This is a genomic window from uncultured Dokdonia sp., from assembly GCF_947496725.1.
GTDB lineage: Bacteria > Bacteroidota > Bacteroidia > Flavobacteriales > Flavobacteriaceae > Dokdonia.
Window position 1 is genome coordinate 253,792 of record NZ_CANMDS010000002.1, and the last position, 16,316, is coordinate 270,107.

Below are 16,316 nucleotides of genomic sequence, written 5' to 3' on the forward strand. Positions count from 1 at the left end.
GGCGGGGTTATTTTAGTTGAAATTCCGGCATTCTGAAAATATGGTGAATAAGCAAGATGGTTTGATATGCCGCCGAATCAAAATTCCAGTTCCATATGCCATCTTCCCAGTAATTTTCTGGTGTTTCCCATTTAAAAATAGCCTCTGCTATCTCATAATCTGCCTCTGTATACAGTGGTCGTGATAAAAAGTAGTCTACTATTGTTTTTGTAATTACTACTGGGTCTGTACTTGAGTTTGTAAGGGCTTGCGCAAAATCTCGATATTGATAACCGGTCTCTAGCCAGAAATTCCAACTTAGGTTCTCAAGGCTTAGCCATCTCCCGGTAAGAGTGCTAGAGTTTATCCAGTCGTGGTTGCGCTGCCAGCCAGCTACATCTATAGGTTGAAATAAATTTTGACCCAGCATATCTGAGATATAATTTGCATAACTCGCAAAGCCATCATCTGTATCATTATAGGCAAAATCTAGCTCGTTATAAAAGGTCATTATGAGATCATACGGACTTTTTACAATCATCCCTATCGCATCTTGATCAAAAAAATGCTCGCTCTTAAAAAGCATCTCTAACACTAGCTTAATCTCCCAGTTTTGGTCCATAAATAGCGTTGCCATCTCTGCTACGATAGTATCATTTACGTCTGGACTTACAAAGTATGTATATAATTTAGTACAAATTGTAGTGGCTATAATACTCGCTTTTTGCTCAAAGAGAATATCTATTACATCATCATATCCCCAGGGACCTGTCTGTCCAAAAATTGTCTTTTCTGAACTATCAAAGGTGCTCTCATCAAATGTGATGGCAGCACCGTACTCTACCCAGTGGTTATATCCCGTGAGCGCTCTGGAGGTTTCTTCTATATCTTGCTGTGTGTAGCCATTACCTTCACCTAGTGTAAAAAGCTCATAAAGTTCACGCGCATAGTTTTCGTTTGGGTTTTGGCTAGAGTTTTCAAAACCGTTGAGAAAAAGAAGCATCGCAGGGTTAAGCCCCATCTCTCTTACAAAGGTTTTAAAATTACCTAAGCAATGCGTTTGCAGCATATCCCAGTATTGAAAGGTATAAGGCGCGTAGAAGTAGGTCTCTATTTGCGTCACAAAATGATTGAGCCAGAAAAATGTGAGACGCCCTTTTAAGTTTTTATCTCTTATATCTTTTGCCGCTTGTCTATACCACTGGCTTATAAACTCATTATTTTCTGTATCATAATCATTAAAGTCATTCAAATCCCAATAAGCCCAAGCAGGTGCAGTGGTGTTAGGCGTAGTTTGAGCATCTAGCAACAGTGCATCTACAACTTCTTGAGGCGTTTGTGACAAGGCCGCATCTAGCACTGTAGCCGTGGCACCATATGCGAGTCTTTTATATAAGTGTTTTACCTTCATAACATCCCAAGGATTACCTGTGCTAGGCACATATGGGGTTATGGAAGCTGTGTTGCAAGAGGAGATAATTTCCATAAGGGGTTGATTTAGAGCACTTCAATATAACAAAAAGTGGGGACTTAGGTATATGATCATTATAAACCCAAAAAGTTTAAATGTTAGTATATTGAGGTGTGAAAAATAAATCAATGGTTACACCTCCATATCTTAAATACGGCGATAAAGTCGGAATAGTTGCCACGGCACGTAAAATTTCTAAAAAAGAACTTGAAGAGGGCATCGCGCTTCTTGAAAATTGGGGCTTAGTTCCCGTGCTAGGCAACACCATTGGCCTAGAAGATAATCAGTATGCTGGGACAGACTTTGAGAGAGCACAAGACTTTCAGCAAATGATGGATAATACGGAGATTAAAGCCATCTGGTGCGCCCGTGGCGGCTACGGAACCGTGCGCATAGTAGATGACATAGATTTTTACAAATTTGTCAAATACCCAAAGTGGGTAGTGGGTTACTCAGATGTGACAGTGTTACATAGTCACATTCATAAAATAGGCTTCAAAACGATACACGCTACGATGCCTGTATCTCTTGAAGATAATACCGCTTTCGCGAAAGCGTCATTAAAACAATCGCTTTTTGGCGAGCAACCTAACTTTAGTTACAACACCACAAATAAACTTAATAGACTAGGCACTGCAAAAGGCACGCTTGTAGGCGGAAACCTCTCTATTCTTTACAGCCTTTGTGGCAGTAGCTCTGATCTAGATACAGCGGGTAAAATCTTATTTATAGAAGACCTGGATGAGTACCTCTATCACATAGATAGAATGGTAGTAAACCTAAAACGCAACGGGATGCTGGATCACTGTGCGGGTATGGTAGTAGGTGGTATGACGAAGATGCACGATAACAGAATCCCTTTTGGGAAAACGGCTCAAGAGATTGTGCTAGATGCTGTAAAAGAATGTGACTTCCCAGTAGCGTTTGACTTCCCAGCAGGTCACGTAGATAATAATAACGCATTGAAGTTGGGGAGTGAGATTACGCTTGAAGTAACAGCAACTAAAACAAGTATACAATATGAATAGAATTCTCTCTATACTTATAATGATGTTTTTGTTTTCTTGTGTGGATAAACCTTCTTGCAATTTTATAGAATCCTACTATCAAGATGTTTATCAAGCAGAGCTGGCATTTTATGAAGAAGACTATCAGAAAGCCTATGATATTTTTAAAGAGGTAGAAGCTCGTTGTGGTCTATTGAACCAGACGCTCATTAGAGAGCCTGAAATGATGGCAAAACTCTCCATCAAAGTAGGTGAACCTCAAAAAGCCTTTCCTTATATGGAGCGTATGCTTAAAGAAGGAATGAGTTTTGATACTTTTAAAAATAATGAAATATATAATATCCTCAAGGAATATGAAGAGTGGAATTATCTAGCGCATAACGCTTCTTCTTACGAAGATGAGTTTAACGCAAATATTGACCAAGATTTGAGAGCAGAGATTATTGCGATTAACCGTCTTGATCAAGAAGTAAGACAGTCTCCTATAGATTTTATAGAGATGGAGCGCGTAGATAGCGTTCATCAAAAGAGAATCAAAGAGATTTTTAATCAATATGGATATCCTTCAGCTCAACTTGTGGGCAAAGATAATTTTGATCAAGGTGAGCGTGTAGATATAAAAACATTGTTTTTTCATTTTGACGACACGATATATTTTAAACCAGTGCTTCTAAAAATGATTGAGAATGGTGAAGCTCCAGCAGACATATTAGGTAAAATGATCGACAGTAGACAGCGCTCTCGTGGTTTTTATGATTATGGGATTTATGACAATGTGGATAGCACCAATATTCTTGATTTTAAAAATGTTGACAAAAGGCGTGTTGCAGTAGGTCTTGCTCCTTGGAAGTTAAAAAAACGAGTTGATGCGCTAAGACGAGCTTATTATGGGTACTAATCACACAACTAAATTATGACCCCAAAAGAACTAGGAGAATACGGCGAAGAACTAGCAACCCTGCATTTAATAAAGCAGGGTTACACGATTCTTGAACGTAATTGGTTTTTTGGAAAAAATGAGGTCGACATTATCTGCCAGAAGGAGGAAGGCGTCCTCGTAGTGGTAGAAGTAAAGGCGCGTAACTCAGATTTCTTTGGCGATCCGCAGAGTTTTGTGAGTACTGGTAAGCAAAAGTCTATCGTAAAAGTGTCAAATGAATACGTACTAGAAAATGACCTAGATGTCGAAGTACGTTTTGACATTATCGCAGTACTCAAAAACTCAAAGCAAGAACGCCTTGAGCATTTTGCGGATGCGTTTTACTTTTTTTAAAATGATAGTTCTTATTAACCTACTTGCTTTTTGATCATATCAATCGCCTTTAAAATAATAAGGATATTAAACACTTGTGCCACGATACTTAATGGCAGTGCTACAATGGCCAAAATTATTGTGCAAAAGAAAACACCTAATATAATATACCCGATACCGGTGCCTTGAGATAAGGCTCCTAGCCCTTTAAGCTTATACAACGCATATCCAAAAACGAGAAAAGCTACACCATACAAAACTGAGGTTATAATACCATAAGCGATATCTGAGATATACGTGCCGTGCACATCTATAATGGTAATTAAGTTTGCAATAATCTCTACCGTGATAAAAACTAGTGCAGCCGCTTTTAGTATACTCGCCTTAAAGAGGTTTCCTATTAAAATGAAAGCCCTCATATGAAATATAAAAAATACGATTGCAAAAAGAGCTAGCAGTCTAAAACCTATATCTCCAGCAAAATATACATTTTCAGTCTCGTAGTAATAAGTGTCAAAAATCTGAAATATGAACACAATCATACTCAAAATACCAGCAACCCAGCCTATGTGAAGTTGTTTAAATAGATATGATACATCCTTACTTTCATCTATTTCAAAAAGCATTGCCATTTTTACTTTGGCCTCAAAAATGGTGTCTTCTTGCAGGTCATCTAGATCTCGATCTAGCGCAGAGAGTATGGTTTTAATCGTGTAAACGCGTGGCATTGTTTCTCCAGCTTCTATGCGCTGTATTGTGCGCACAGAGATATTACATTGCGCTACAAGTTCTTCCTGCGTTAATCCCTTTTGCTGGCGCAGTTCTAAAATCTTTTGTCCTAATTCTGGTTGTTTCATCATAAATGTTTTGCCTTGTAATGATGCGCATCAAATGTACAAGAAGTTCTACACTGCAATAGTATGGCTCATTTATGATTTGTTTCATTTTTTGAGCAGTATTTAACCCGACATTTGCACGTCACTTCAGTAAAGACAGCGTTTTTCACGTTTTACGCTTTCGCGAAAGCGTACCCTTTAATACGTATCTAACCACCCAAAATGCTTCTCATTGAGTGCTGTTTTATGCTCCTCGAGGTAACTAACAAAGGCTTGTGCGGTGGGAGAAAGCTGCTTGCTTTTTTGCCAGATGAGATTCCAGTGTGTGGTGATAGGCAATCCTTTGCTCGGGATGATTTGAGCATCACCGCTCGTAAGTGCATTTTTAAGCCCCACTAGCGGAAGTATAGAAATCCCTATTCCAGAAATCACTGCTTGCTTTACCGCCTCGTTTGAGGTAAGCTCTATTTTTTTACGAGTAGGAAGTTGTCTGTCTGCAATATAATTTTCCATAGCTGCCCGTGTTGCAGATCCTTTTTCTCTATACACCACGGGTAGTTTATCAAAATCCTTTTTTGAAATGGTTTTACCTGAGTACGTGTGCTGCCTACCTCCTACTAAAAATAGTTTGTTAGGGATGAGTCTCACTTTATCTATCGCGATATGATCTGGAACTACAGATACCAGAGCAAAATCTGTTTCGTTTTTTTCAAGATGACGTACCACTCTGGTCTTGTTTGTCACATCCATCTCTAGATCGACACCAGGATGCATATTCATAAAATCTGTGATGTAATAGGGCATCAAATATTTACCCGTAGAGACGATTGATATCTTTAATTTACCCGAGAGCTGACCTTGATAAGCCATCGTTTTGTAATTAATTGCATCTACTTCGGCAATTATTTTACGTGCTGCAGCTGCAATTTCTTCTCCAAAATCTGTTACAAATAATTGCCTCCCCACAACCTCCGTAAGCGGAATAGGAAACTGATTTTGAAAGTTTTTAATCTGTATCGAGACCGCTGGCTGCGTGAGATGTAGCTCCTCTGCAGCTTTTGTAATGCTCTTAAATTCTGTGACCTTCAAGAAGACTTGAAGCTGGTGCAATGTATAATACATTAAAATTATTTATGTAATTCATTATAAATATAAATAAAAATATATGAACTCTAGCCCACATCTTTGTACCATCAAAACAATGAGAACCTATGTTACAAAAACTAAAAATTGACTCGTTTAGAAATGACAGGTACACACCTCAAGAGATGAAGACCAGTATAACCATAAACTGGACGGCTCTATTTTTTGTCTTAAAAAATTTGATGCTACTTGCTATCCCTATGGTAGCCATTACACTCTCCATTTTTTCAGACTACCTGTTTCTTACAGAAATTCTATCTGCTAGTTTTTTAATAACCCTTCTAGTGTTTATAAACATTGCTAGTAGAGCATCTTAATCTCTTATTCATTTAAAAAAATCATTTACTATGAAAACATTACAAACAGAAACTGCAACAATGACAGATCAAAAAATCAACCTCATAGATGGAGTATTTACAGCAACCGAAGCTGGAGATATTTTACACGCAATGCTTGATAAGAAGATCAACTTTCACAAATTACAACGCTTAAGCCGCACCGAAGGTAATATAGATGATGCCTGTGAGTATGATAGTGGACGTATTATAGAGTTACTAGATGAGAAAGGAAAATTAAAAAGCTTTTTAAGTGACGTACGTGCAGATGGAGGTAAACTAGAAATAAAAAGCACTGTAGAGATACGCATCAAAAAGTAATTACCACACTAAGACACCTAACCCTCTTTTATGGACTTACATCTACTGGTTGATAACTTGACCAACCCTGCACTCTTGTTTTTCTTTTTAGGATTACTAGCGGTACAACTCAAAAGTGACTTAGCCATACCGCCTAGTTCTTCAAAGTTTATTTCTCTTTATCTCCTACTTTCTATAGGATTTAAAGGAGGACAAGAGCTCGCTCACTCAGCGTTTAATATGGAGATTGTCTGGTCATTAATTTTTGGAGTAGTCCTTGCTCTTTCAGTTCCCCTGTATGCGTTTTTTACGCTCAAAAAGCGCGTCGGAGTTCAAAATGCTGCGGCGATAGCCGCGGCATACGGCTCTGTAAGTGCTGTAACCTTTGTTACCACAGTCGCTTATCTAGATATGGAGCAAATTGCATATAGCGGGTATATGGTTGCAGTTATGGCCATTATGGAAGCGCCGTCTATTATAATAGGAGTGCTTCTTATGATGCTATTTACGGCAAACAGAGATAAAACTATCTCTATGGGCAGTATTATCAAGCACTCTGTGACTAATGGGAGTGTACTATTAATTATAGGAAGTCTCGTCATAGGTTTTATGGCAAGCGATGCACAAGCACAAGGCATTGCTCCTTTTACCACAGATATTTTTAAAGGTTTTCTAGCTGTCTTTTTACTAGATATGGGAATCTCAAGTGGTAAAAAAATAGGAAGCCTCAAAGAGTATGGCGCTTTTCCTTATGTATTTGCAATCGCCGTCCCTATTGTAAATGGTATTATCGTAAGTTTACTAAGTGGTTTTATAACAGAATCTGTAGGTAACAGATTGCTTTTTGCCATACTTGCAGCAAGTGCCTCTTATATTGCAGTCCCTGCCGCTATGAAACTCGCTGCACCTAAAGCAAACGAAGGCCTATACTTACCTATGGCACTTGCCATTACCTTTCCCTTTAACATCACACTGGGAATGCCGCTTTACCTCTGCATTATAAACTGGAGCTAATATAATTTTTAATTACGCTTTCGCGAAAGCGTACTAAAACCTTACTTTATGATTCTCTCACAAAGCAATACCCTAACAGAAGATATAGCAGCAGCGAGAGTCTCGGGTTTTACCTCAGATTTTATGTATAGAGAGGGGCGTTTATTGTGTAGAACTAATAATCGCTGGTATCAAATAGAAGACCTCACACTTATAGAATATTGCAGGCACGAGGGAATGAATGACCCAGGGGATAGTTCGATTTTATTTTTGATAGAGACTAATGATTCTATAAAAGGTTGCCTTACCAGTGCCTATGGTAAAGATGCAGATACAGACCTCATAAATTTTGTAATGAGCTTAGAAAAGAAAGAGAAATAACTATCTTAACATAAAACCAAAAGGTATGGCAAAGATATTAAAATCACTTTCTGAGTATGTACAAATTGCTATAGGTATTGCCCTCGCGAGTATAGGCCTCAAGGCTTTCTTGCTACCTAATGGGTTTCTGGATGGTGGAGCAACGGGTATCGCTATTTTATTAAGTAAAAAGTTAGATCTAGACATCTCCTTACTGCTCTTTATTGTGAGTATTCCGTTTCTAGTGTTGGGTTTTTATAAGCTTTCGCGAAATATTCTTTTAAAAAGTACAATGTCCATCTTAATACTAGCAGTCCTTATAGGTGTTGAGTCATTTCCTATTATCACTGAAGATAAGTTGCTCATTGCGATTTTTGGCGGTATGTTTTTAGGAGCTGGTATTGGTATCAGTATACGCAACGGTGCGGTACTTGACGGATCTGAAATTCTAGGAATTTATGTCTTTGATCTTTTTGGAATAAGTATAGGTAAGACCATTTTGGCATTCAATATTGTTCTATTTATTATCACTGCATTAGTACTTAGTGTAGAGGTTGCTCTGTATTCCATACTTACCTATATCGTGACAGCAAAATTTATCGATTTTTTTATAGAGGGATTTGAAGACTTTATAGGTATTACTATCATATCACCGTCATCTGAAGAAATAGAACAAAAGATTCTTAACCAACTAGGCACTGGTATCACCGTCTACAAAGCGGCGGCAGGTTACGGCAGTACGGGTCAAAATAATGAACGCCGCGTGATACAAACCGTGATAAATCGTATACACCTGCGTAAAATACACAAGCTCATAGCCTCCTGCGATCCCGATGCTTTTATCGTAGAGTTTGACGTGAATAATGTAAAAGGAGGAGTTTTAAAAAGGTATCTGAATCCTCAAAGTTCAAAAAAGTTGGCTAGTCTTTAGAAGTTGTTTGATGATGCGTTGTGCTATTTACGCTTTCGCGAAAGCGCAACCCTACAAACTCAAGTAATACCCCAGATTTATCCAGAATCTATGATTTGCAGTAGCTTTAAGAAATGAATCCATACGGTAGTCTACGCCAACCTCTAGTTTATTTGCATCGTTTACATAATACCCCAAAGTAGGCACAAACCTGACCTCAAGATCTGTTGCATCTCCTTGAATGGAAAATACATACTCGTTCCCTAGTTTTAAATACACTTCTCCTGGATCTATAAACTCACCATTGAGCGATATATCTGAAGATAATCTGTATCGCGCTCTAAACTCAACTTTTTGCCTAGCATTAAATGTTTGATCTGTACGGAAGCGATGCCCCAAACGGAAACCAAAATAAGGTACGGTAAATGAGTACTGTTGTATCGCACGGTGTATAAGGTCCTTGTCACGGAAGCGAGCCAAATATCCTATCCCCACTTTTGCATCTACTCCCACAGTGCGCGTGGCAACGGTGGTGACATCTAGCAAGGAGTAAAACACATCTGTATTATTAGTACCCTTAAAATCGCCTTCACTTACTTCAAAACGTGGCGCAAATTCTATATTGATGTTCCACAGCGCATTGATTTTTGTGCCAATATTTACTTCTGGAAGTATACCCACTTCATAAAGCGATTGCCCGTAAAGCAACGTGCTCGTAAGAAATATGAGTATAAAGGATGAGAATTTAAACATACTTAAAAGCGTAAAATATTATCACGTCGTATGCTTACTTGAGACCTACTTATGAAGGCTCCTTTCTCGTTAAAAAGAACTTCATAACGCTTTGATTTTTTACCAGAATTACGTGTTTTTACAACGACCTCATAATACGGAATGAGTGTTGAGGCTACGAGCTTTTTTGCAGTTCTATTTATTATTTCGTTTACCGTATTGTTATACTGCGCTTGTATTTTTTCTACCTTAAAATAATCAAATTCTTGCTCAAAATAGCTGGTTATCTCTTGTTTAGTATCTTCTGGTAAATCTCCTAAGCCAATGATAATTTCTACATCTTCTAGCACACCATCTGTTGTAAACTCTACACTGTGACGTTGTCCTTTGTATTTAAACTTTGCTTCAATACTAGCGCCATCATCACCTACTTCTTGTAACCATTTTACAGAACGATTTATCTCAAAGGTGGTAATAAAATCTTTTGCTTTTTGCGGTACAAGCTCGGGTTTAATTCGGTATTCTCTTTCGGTTTTTACGGCATCTTGTACTTGCGCACGACTCACTGATGTCTGTAGCAAGACACAGATACACATTGAGAAAAAAGAATACTTAGTCCACACGATCTTCCTTTTTTGAGTTAAATAGCCATCCCAAGGGTAACCAAATCACAAAGAACAGAAACTTCCCAGTTACTAAGCCTATAATGGTAATAATTGCAGCGATTACCGCAAGCGAATTTTTCCAGGATTTACTCATCACCTCCTGAGGTCTTTGCGGTTACTTTTTGAGTACTCTTTGGCATTAATGGTCTTAATAATGCGACAACGTCATTTACAGTTTTTGCATCGTCAGATTTTAAGAGAAGTCTAAGTCCTTTCGACAGTTTCTTTTCTTTGATGCTCACGCGGTATGCATTTTCTTGTACAAACTTAAGCACACGGCCAAAGGTAGGACTCTGGTAAAAAGAGCTCTGCTGGTCTGCTATAAAGAAGCCTGTGAGTTTGCCATTTTTCATTACTACTTTCTCTAGGCCTATCTTAGTTGCTACCCACTTAATGCGCACAGAGTCCAGCAAGTCTTCGGCCTCATCTGGTAAGGGTCCAAAACGATCTACAAGTTTTGCCTCAAAGGCATCAAGCTGTTCTTCGGTTTTTACATTATTCAAGTCAGTGTATAGACTTAGACGCTCTGTAATGCTATTTACATAATCATCTGGGAAGAGAAGACTAAAGTCGGTATCAAGTACGGTGTCTTTTACGTATTCTCTTTCTTCTTTCGCGAAAGCGGGATCATCTTTATAAAGCTCTGCAAACTCATCTTCTTTGAGTTCATCTATGGCCTCGTTGAGGATTTTTTGATAGGTATCAAAACCTATTTCATTAATAAAGCCGCTCTGTTCTCCTCCTAATAAATCTCCTGCACCACGTATCTCAAGATCTTTCATCGCGATATTAAAACCGCTTCCTAATACAGAAAACTGCTCTAGCGCCTGGATACGTTTTCTAGCATCCTCGGTCATTACAGAGTATGGCGGTGTGATAAAATAACAGAAGGCCTTTTTATTACTTCGTCCCACACGACCACGCATCTGGTGTAGGTCTGAGAGTCCAAAGTTATTTGCATTGTTTATAAAAATGGTATTTGCATTAGGGACATCAAGACCACTCTCAATAATGGTGGTTGAGACCAATACATCAAACTCCCCATTCATAAACGAGAGCATTTTTGCCTCTAGGGCTTTACCTTCCATCTGGCCGTGACCTACGCCCACTTTTGCATCTGGCACAAGGCGCTGTATGAGGCCAGCGACTTCCTTTATATTCTCTATACGATTATGAATAAAAAATACCTGCCCACCACGTTGTATCTCATACGAGACTGCATCTCGTATCACCTCTTCTGAGAAGCGCACAACATTACTTTCTATAGGGTAACGGTTAGGTGGTGGCGTGGTGATGGTACTAAGATCACGAGCCGCCATAAGTGAGAATTGTAAGGTACGAGGTATAGGTGTTGCTGTGAGTGTGAGCGTGTCTACCGTTTCTGAGATAGTCTTGAGTTTATCTTTTACGGCTACACCAAACTTCTGCTCTTCGTCAATTACTAGAAGACCTAGGTCTTTAAAAATGACATTTTTACTAGTGAGCTGGTGCGTACCTATCACTATATCTACCGCGCCACTCTCGAGGCCGGCGAGCACTTCTCTTTTTTCCTTGGCTGTACGGAAACGGTTGAGATACTCTACCGTCACTGGGAAACCTTTAAGGCGTTCTTTAAACGTACGCGCGTGTTGATAGGCAAGTATTGTGGTAGGAACTAGTATTGCTACCTGCTTACCGTTATCTACCGCCTTAAACGCGGCACGTATGGCAACCTCTGTTTTACCGAAACCTACATCACCACACACTAGTCTATCCATAGGGCGATCGCTCTCCATATCGCGTTTTACATCTTCTGTAACGCTGCTTTGATCTGGAGTGTCTTCATATATAAAACTCGCTTCTAGCTCGTGCTGCATATGGGTGTCTGGCCCAAAGGCATATCCCTTTTGCAGGCGGCGTTTTGCATAGAGTTTTATAAGGTTAAAGGCTATGTGTTTTACCTTAGATTTTGTTTTGGCTTTAAGCTTTTTCCAGGCTTGGCTTCCTAGTTTATATACTTGTGGCGGCTTACCATCTTTACCGTTGTACTTGGTGATTTTATGTAATGAGTGTATACTCAGGTATAAGATGTCACGCTCACCATAAATGAGCTTGATGGCTTCTTGCATTTTACCCTCAACGTCTATCTTTTTGAGTCCGCCAAATTTTCCTATACCGTGATCTATGTGCGTGACATAATCACCTACACTTAGATTAGTAAGCTCCTTGAGCGTGATGGCTTGCTTTTTTGCATAGCCATTTTTGATATTAAACTTATGGTAGCGTTCAAAGATCTGGTGATCTGTATACACCACCATTTTTGTGTCATTATCTACAAAACCTTGATAAAGTGATAGCACAATGGTCTCATAGGATGATACAATAGCATCTGCATCATCAAAAATGTCTTGAAAACGCTTTGCTTGTTGCTCACTACTACAAGTGATAATATTCTTATAACCACGAGCGTGGTTATCATTTAAGTTTTCTATAAGGAGGTTAAACTGCTTATTAAAAGATGGCTGTGGCGCCACATCAAAGGTGATGCTATGTTCTATCTCACCTACCTCTGCACTACTTCCTAAATCTATAGTGGTAAAAGAGTCAAGTTGTTCTTTTAGATTTTTACCGTGACAAAAAAGCTCTTCTGGTGAGTTGCGTTTTACCTCTTGTGAGAGGTTTTCAAAAGCTTCTTCGGCTTTAGAAAAGTTTTGATCTGTGCGATCATATAACAACGACCTGTTTTTAATAAAAACGACTGTCTTTGCAGAGATATATTTTAAGAAACTAGCTCTTGTTTCTTCTAATGCCTTGTTCTCCACATTAGGCATTATTGATATTTTCTTTACTTGGTCTAACGACAGCTGACTCTCAACATCAAAGGTTCTAATACTATCTACCTCATCGCCAAAAAACTCTATACGATACGGCCTGTCGTGCGAAAATGAAAATACATCTACAATACCTCCACGCACCGAAAACTCACCCGGCTCTGTTACAAAATCTACTCTTTTAAAACGATACTCAAAGAGCATCTCATTTATAAAATCTAGCGATAACTTATCATTTACAGTCACCTTGAGCGTTTGTCTATCTAGCTCCTTACGTGTCACTACTTTTTCAAATAACGCATCTGGATACGTCACGATAAGAGCTGGCTTTTTACGTGAGTTTACACGATTAAGCACCTCTGCACGCAACAAGATATTTGCATTATCTGTCTCCTCAATTTGGTAAGGACGCCTGTAACTGCCAGGGTAAAAGAGTACGTTTTCTTCCTTGCGCAGGGCTTCAAGATCATTGAGATAATAGGCCGCTTCTTCCTTATCATTAAGAATTAACAATACGGGGCGCTCTTGGCCTTCAAAAAGCTGACTTACAGCAAAAGATAATGACGATCCCGTGAGACCTTTTGCTTGTATACGTTGAGAATGGGCAATAGCTTCCCCTAGTTTCTGCAGTGGCAGAGACTGTGCAAAGTGCTGTGAGAGTTCTGATTTACTCAAGAAATAAGATTTTTTACAAAGATAGTCTTGAGTACGCTTTCGCGAAAGCGCTATTTACTTTTTACCATTTTCATAACATTACACCTCTTTTCTATTTTCTACTTTTAAAGTATGAAACATTGGACAGATCATCAGCTAGCATTTGTAATCGCGCGTATTACCATAGGAATCAACTTCTTATTGCACGGGGTAGTGCGACTTCCTAAAATGGAAGGCTTTGCCAGCGGACTATCAAAAGGTTTTGAGGGAACAATGTTACCACCCGCTCTGGTGGAGCCTATCGCTTTTGGACTACCTATTGTCGAGCTTGTACTGGGCATCTTATTAATTATAGGGTTTAAAACACGTATTGCCGCAGCACTAAGTTTTGTATTAATCACATTATTAATGGCGGGAACTTCATTTAAGGAAGACTGGGATCTGGTAGGCTCGCAAATGATTTATGTAATTTTCTTCTTCATCTTTATTAAAAATTTACGTCACAATACGTTTGCCATAGACGGTACACCAAAGACTGTAGTAGACGGATTTACAAACCCGCAGTAATATTATTTTTTACAGATTTTGAATGGGTTGTGAGTACGCTTTCGCGAAAGCGTGATTAAGATTTTACAATTTCCATAACACCCAAAGGCAGATTACCGCAGTACCTTTATAAAAAAAGAAGGTATGGGATTTGAACATTATGACGTTTTTGTAATAGGATCAGGCAGTGCAGGTAGACAGGTGGCAACACGTTGTGCCAAAGAAGGAATGAAAGTAGCCATTGCAGATAATCGTGAGTATGGCGGCACCTGCGCAAATAGAGGTTGTGACCCCAAAAAAGTACTCCTTAACGCCAGTGAAATCATTGCTAGAACGAGCGATATGGCAGCGGTAGGCGTGACCGAAATCCCAAAAATAGACTGGCAAGCGCTTCAAAAATTCAAAGAAAAGTTTGTCTCTGCAATGCCCATAAAAACGGAAGAATCGCTAGATAAACTAGGGATTACAATGTACCACCAGTCGCCTCAATTTATCGAGGAAGGTCTTCTAAGCGTTGAGGGTAAAAAGGTGACGGTAGATAAGGTGGTTATTGCCTCTGGTCTTATCCCTAGACCGCTGCACTTTGAAGGTGCTGAGTTGTTTAAAACCTCAGACGATTTTCTTGAGTTACCAGCCCTGCCAGAGAGCATTATCTTTGTGGGTGGAGGTTATATCGCTATGGAGTTTGCTCATATCGCGGCACGCTGCGGTGTAGATGTAACAATTATAGAACGTGGGGAGCGTGTTTTAAAAATGTTTGATGCTAGTATCACGGGGCTCTTAGAAGAAGAGTCAAAAAAAATAGGAATCAACTTTATTTTTAATGCAGATGTTATCCGCGCCGAAATGCTTCAAAAAAATACACGCGTTTTTTATACACGTGATGGCGAAGAGCAGAGCGTAAAAGCCGAGATGGTTTTTAATACCTCTGGACGTGTACCCTCTGTAGATATGCTTGCGCTTGACAAAGGAAATGTAGCTACTACACCTAGAGGCATTAAGGTCAATGAGTATTTACAAAGCACTACTAACCCTAGTGTATATGCCTGTGGCGATGTAGCAGACTCTGGTTCTCTGCCACTCACACCACTGTCTAGCAAGGAAGGTAGACACGTAGGTATACAACTAGCTACTGGAACACATACCAAATATGATTTTCCGGCAATACCTACTGCAGTATATACAACACCACAGCTAGCAATGGTAGGACTCACAGAAGACCAAGCAAAAGAGCGAGGCATTTCTTATAAAGTACTAAGTGAGCACGTTCCAGATTGGTTTAGTGTAAAAAGATTAAACTCAAAGAACTATTGCTACAAAACGCTTAAAGGTGAAAATGATGAGATACTTGGCGCCGAGATTCTTGCGCCAGAGGCGAGTGAGATGATCAACTTATTTGCGATGGCAATACAGCAAAAGCTAACCTGTACACAGTTTAGAGAGACGGTTTTTGCATATCCTACATTTGCAAGTGATATGCAGAGTATGGTTTAATTATCAAGAAACCGTTCCTTGAATTTTAAATGAGGAGCGGTTTCCTTATTCTTAAAGGCGTGTAGCATTGTAATTATTACTAATACTACTGCTCCTAGTAAAGCGTAGTAAGCGATGCTCTCATATTGATCTTTATGTCTTATGAATATCGCGACAAGTGCCCACACAGCAACCAGCGCAAACTCTCTCATATTACGTAACCATACCATAAGTACATTTATAAGTACAGCCACAGTAATCATTACCATAGTCCACACAACCTCGTTAAGATCTGTACCCTTTAGGTCTATACTAGAAAAGAAAGCAGAGAAGTTTGCAATAGTAGCAACGGCTATCCACCCAGAGTAAATACAAATAGGCCACCACACAAGTCCAATGACCTCAGCGGGAGCATCCCAACGTTCCATATTAGTGCGCCAGATTACGAGTAATAAGCTCGACAAAATTCCTAGCATAATGAGAACGGATAATCCTATGTAGTCATACGTAAATGCTACTACCCAAGCTGCGTTAAGAAAATTTGCAATAGCAAACCACCAGCCGGTCTGTATAATAAACGGTGATTCTTTCTTGCTAAAAAAGGCACGACGTATTTGAAAAAGCGAATATCCTATGAGCATTAAGAAAATCACACCCCAGATAGAAAATGCATATCCTGCTGGAGTAAATAAATTCTCATACTTATCTGAAGCTTCACCTATCGTAGTATTATTCCAGCGCTGGGCTTGTGAGAGTCCGTTTACAGCTAGGACTAATAACACAGAAAGAAAATTAACAATCGCATATGTCTTTTTCATAATCACTGATTTTTAGTAAAGTTACAGCCGTG

General features: G+C 39.2%; 18 protein-coding genes. 10 read left to right on the forward strand and 8 right to left on the reverse strand.

What is annotated here, in order from left to right:
* Positions 1 to 7 precede the first annotated feature (7 nt).
* Positions 8 to 1,465, reverse strand: a complete 1,458-nt coding sequence (locus Q0948_RS04990; protein ID WP_298349397.1) for a DUF1800 domain-containing protein — start codon at positions 1,463 to 1,465, stop codon at positions 8 to 10.
* 113 nt (positions 1,466 to 1,578) lie between these two features.
* Here Q0948_RS04990 and Q0948_RS04995 point away from each other — a divergent pair, with 113 nt between their 5' ends.
* The 3 genes from Q0948_RS04995 to Q0948_RS05005 are packed head-to-tail and all read left to right on the forward strand — an operon-like array spanning position 1,579 to position 3,730.
* A complete protein-coding gene (locus Q0948_RS04995; protein WP_298349399.1) occupies positions 1,579 to 2,478 on the forward strand; it encodes an LD-carboxypeptidase in 900 nt (299 codons plus the stop codon).
* Positions 2,471 to 3,355: a hypothetical protein gene (locus Q0948_RS05000; RefSeq protein WP_298349402.1), complete on the forward strand. Its 885-nt coding sequence runs from the start codon at positions 2,471 to 2,473 to the stop codon at positions 3,353 to 3,355. Before Q0948_RS04995 ends, Q0948_RS05000 begins: the two co-directional genes overlap by 8 nt.
* 15 nt (positions 3,356 to 3,370) lie before the next feature.
* Positions 3,371 to 3,730 (forward strand): YraN family protein, encoded by a 360-nt coding sequence (locus tag Q0948_RS05005; RefSeq protein WP_298349405.1) that lies wholly within the window; start codon positions 3,371 to 3,373, stop codon positions 3,728 to 3,730.
* Positions 3,731 to 3,744: 14 nt separating this feature from the next.
* On the opposite strand, the gene Q0948_RS05010 is transcribed toward Q0948_RS05005, so the two are convergent.
* On the reverse strand, positions 3,745 to 4,569 hold the full coding sequence (locus Q0948_RS05010) for a helix-turn-helix transcriptional regulator (protein ID WP_299231086.1): 825 nt from the start codon (positions 4,567 to 4,569) through the stop codon (positions 3,745 to 3,747).
* 174 nt (positions 4,570 to 4,743) lie between these two features.
* On the reverse strand, positions 4,744 to 5,667 hold the full coding sequence (locus Q0948_RS05015) for a LysR family transcriptional regulator (RefSeq protein ID WP_298349411.1): 924 nt from the start codon (positions 5,665 to 5,667) through the stop codon (positions 4,744 to 4,746).
* Positions 5,668 to 5,756: 89 nt separating this feature from the next.
* Between Q0948_RS05015 and Q0948_RS05020 the strand changes: the two genes are divergently transcribed.
* Genes Q0948_RS05020 through Q0948_RS05040 form a run of 5 tightly spaced genes read left to right on the forward strand, consistent with a single transcriptional unit; the run spans position 5,757 to position 8,607 of the window.
* On the forward strand, positions 5,757 to 6,005 hold the full coding sequence (locus Q0948_RS05020; protein ID WP_298349414.1) for a hypothetical protein: 249 nt from the start codon (positions 5,757 to 5,759) through the stop codon (positions 6,003 to 6,005).
* A gap of 30 nt (positions 6,006 to 6,035) precedes the next feature.
* Positions 6,036 to 6,344 carry a hypothetical protein gene (locus tag Q0948_RS05025; protein WP_013750507.1) on the forward strand — a complete coding sequence of 103 codons (309 nt, stop codon included), beginning with the start codon at positions 6,036 to 6,038 and terminating at the stop codon, positions 6,342 to 6,344.
* Between the two features lie 30 nt (positions 6,345 to 6,374).
* On the forward strand, positions 6,375 to 7,337 hold the full coding sequence (locus tag Q0948_RS05030; protein ID WP_298349417.1) for a sodium-dependent bicarbonate transport family permease: 963 nt from the start codon (positions 6,375 to 6,377) through the stop codon (positions 7,335 to 7,337).
* 48 nt (positions 7,338 to 7,385) lie between these two features.
* Entirely contained in the window at positions 7,386 to 7,697 is a 312-nt protein-coding gene (locus tag Q0948_RS05035; RefSeq protein ID WP_298349420.1) for a hypothetical protein, read from the forward strand.
* Positions 7,698 to 7,722: 25 nt separating this feature from the next.
* Complete coding sequence (locus tag Q0948_RS05040) at positions 7,723 to 8,607, forward strand: YitT family protein (RefSeq protein WP_298349422.1); 885 nt, start codon at positions 7,723 to 7,725, stop codon at positions 8,605 to 8,607.
* Positions 8,608 to 8,658: 51 nt separating this feature from the next.
* Here the strand turns inward: Q0948_RS05040 and Q0948_RS05045 are convergent, their stop codons facing one another.
* Genes Q0948_RS05045 through mfd form a run of 4 tightly spaced genes read right to left on the reverse strand, consistent with a single transcriptional unit; the run spans position 8,659 to position 13,468 of the window.
* Entirely contained in the window at positions 8,659 to 9,339 is a 681-nt protein-coding gene (locus Q0948_RS05045; protein ID WP_298349425.1) for a DUF2490 domain-containing protein, read from the reverse strand.
* A 2-nt stretch (positions 9,340 to 9,341) separates the two neighbouring features.
* Positions 9,342 to 9,899: a hypothetical protein gene (locus tag Q0948_RS05050; RefSeq protein ID WP_298349427.1), complete on the reverse strand. Its 558-nt coding sequence runs from the start codon at positions 9,897 to 9,899 to the stop codon at positions 9,342 to 9,344.
* Between the two features lie 31 nt (positions 9,900 to 9,930).
* A complete protein-coding gene (locus tag Q0948_RS05055; RefSeq protein WP_298349430.1) occupies positions 9,931 to 10,077 on the reverse strand; it encodes a hypothetical protein in 147 nt (48 codons plus the stop codon).
* Positions 10,070 to 13,468, reverse strand: a complete 3,399-nt coding sequence (gene mfd, locus Q0948_RS05060; RefSeq protein WP_298349437.1) for a transcription-repair coupling factor — start codon at positions 13,466 to 13,468, stop codon at positions 10,070 to 10,072. Before mfd ends, Q0948_RS05055 begins: the two co-directional genes overlap by 8 nt.
* 111 nt (positions 13,469 to 13,579) lie before the next feature.
* Here mfd and Q0948_RS05065 point away from each other — a divergent pair, with 111 nt between their 5' ends.
* Both Q0948_RS05065 and Q0948_RS05070 read left to right on the forward strand, forming a co-directional pair.
* The gene (locus tag Q0948_RS05065) at positions 13,580 to 14,014 is read left to right on the forward strand and encodes a DoxX family protein (RefSeq protein ID WP_298349439.1); all 435 of its coding nucleotides are present in this window, start codon (positions 13,580 to 13,582) and stop codon (positions 14,012 to 14,014) included.
* A gap of 123 nt (positions 14,015 to 14,137) precedes the next feature.
* Positions 14,138 to 15,487, forward strand: a complete 1,350-nt coding sequence (locus Q0948_RS05070; protein ID WP_298349442.1) for an NAD(P)/FAD-dependent oxidoreductase — start codon at positions 14,138 to 14,140, stop codon at positions 15,485 to 15,487.
* On the opposite strand, the gene Q0948_RS05075 is transcribed toward Q0948_RS05070, so the two are convergent.
* Positions 15,484 to 16,284, reverse strand: coding sequence for a tryptophan-rich sensory protein (locus tag Q0948_RS05075; protein ID WP_298349444.1), 801 nt, complete (start codon positions 16,282 to 16,284; stop codon positions 15,484 to 15,486). The two genes, Q0948_RS05070 and Q0948_RS05075, sit on opposite strands and share 4 nt — an antisense overlap.
* Between the last annotated feature and the right edge of the window lie 32 nt (positions 16,285 to 16,316).

Excerpts from the sequence above, each read along its gene's own strand:
- Q0948_RS05005 (WP_298349405.1), top strand. The coding sequence starts at position 3,371 with ATGACCCCAAAAGAACTAGGAGAATACGGCGAAGAACTAGCAACCCTG.
- Q0948_RS05025 (WP_013750507.1), top strand. The coding sequence starts at position 6,036 with ATGAAAACATTACAAACAGAAACTGCAACAATGACAGATCAAAAAATC.
- Q0948_RS05075 (WP_298349444.1), bottom strand. The coding sequence starts at position 16,284 with ATGAAAAAGACATATGCGATTGTTAATTTTCTTTCTGTGTTATTAGTC.
- Q0948_RS05020 (WP_298349414.1), top strand. The coding sequence starts at position 5,757 with ATGTTACAAAAACTAAAAATTGACTCGTTTAGAAATGACAGGTACACA.
- Q0948_RS05000 (WP_298349402.1), top strand. The coding sequence starts at position 2,471 with ATGAATAGAATTCTCTCTATACTTATAATGATGTTTTTGTTTTCTTGT.
- Q0948_RS05035 (WP_298349420.1), top strand. The coding sequence starts at position 7,386 with ATGATTCTCTCACAAAGCAATACCCTAACAGAAGATATAGCAGCAGCG.
- Q0948_RS05030 (WP_298349417.1), top strand. The coding sequence starts at position 6,375 with ATGGACTTACATCTACTGGTTGATAACTTGACCAACCCTGCACTCTTG.
- Q0948_RS04990 (WP_298349397.1), bottom strand. The coding sequence starts at position 1,465 with ATGGAAATTATCTCCTCTTGCAACACAGCTTCCATAACCCCATATGTG.
- Q0948_RS05045 (WP_298349425.1), bottom strand. The coding sequence starts at position 9,339 with ATGTTTAAATTCTCATCCTTTATACTCATATTTCTTACGAGCACGTTG.
- Q0948_RS05010 (WP_299231086.1), bottom strand. The coding sequence starts at position 4,569 with ATGATGAAACAACCAGAATTAGGACAAAAGATTTTAGAACTGCGCCAG.
- Q0948_RS05015 (WP_298349411.1), bottom strand. The coding sequence starts at position 5,667 with ATGTATTATACATTGCACCAGCTTCAAGTCTTCTTGAAGGTCACAGAA.
- Q0948_RS05065 (WP_298349439.1), top strand. The coding sequence starts at position 13,580 with ATGAAACATTGGACAGATCATCAGCTAGCATTTGTAATCGCGCGTATT.
- Q0948_RS05055 (WP_298349430.1), bottom strand. The coding sequence starts at position 10,077 with ATGAGTAAATCCTGGAAAAATTCGCTTGCGGTAATCGCTGCAATTATT.
- Q0948_RS05040 (WP_298349422.1), top strand. The coding sequence starts at position 7,723 with ATGGCAAAGATATTAAAATCACTTTCTGAGTATGTACAAATTGCTATA.
- Q0948_RS04995 (WP_298349399.1), top strand. The coding sequence starts at position 1,579 with ATGGTTACACCTCCATATCTTAAATACGGCGATAAAGTCGGAATAGTT.
- Q0948_RS05070 (WP_298349442.1), top strand. The coding sequence starts at position 14,138 with ATGGGATTTGAACATTATGACGTTTTTGTAATAGGATCAGGCAGTGCA.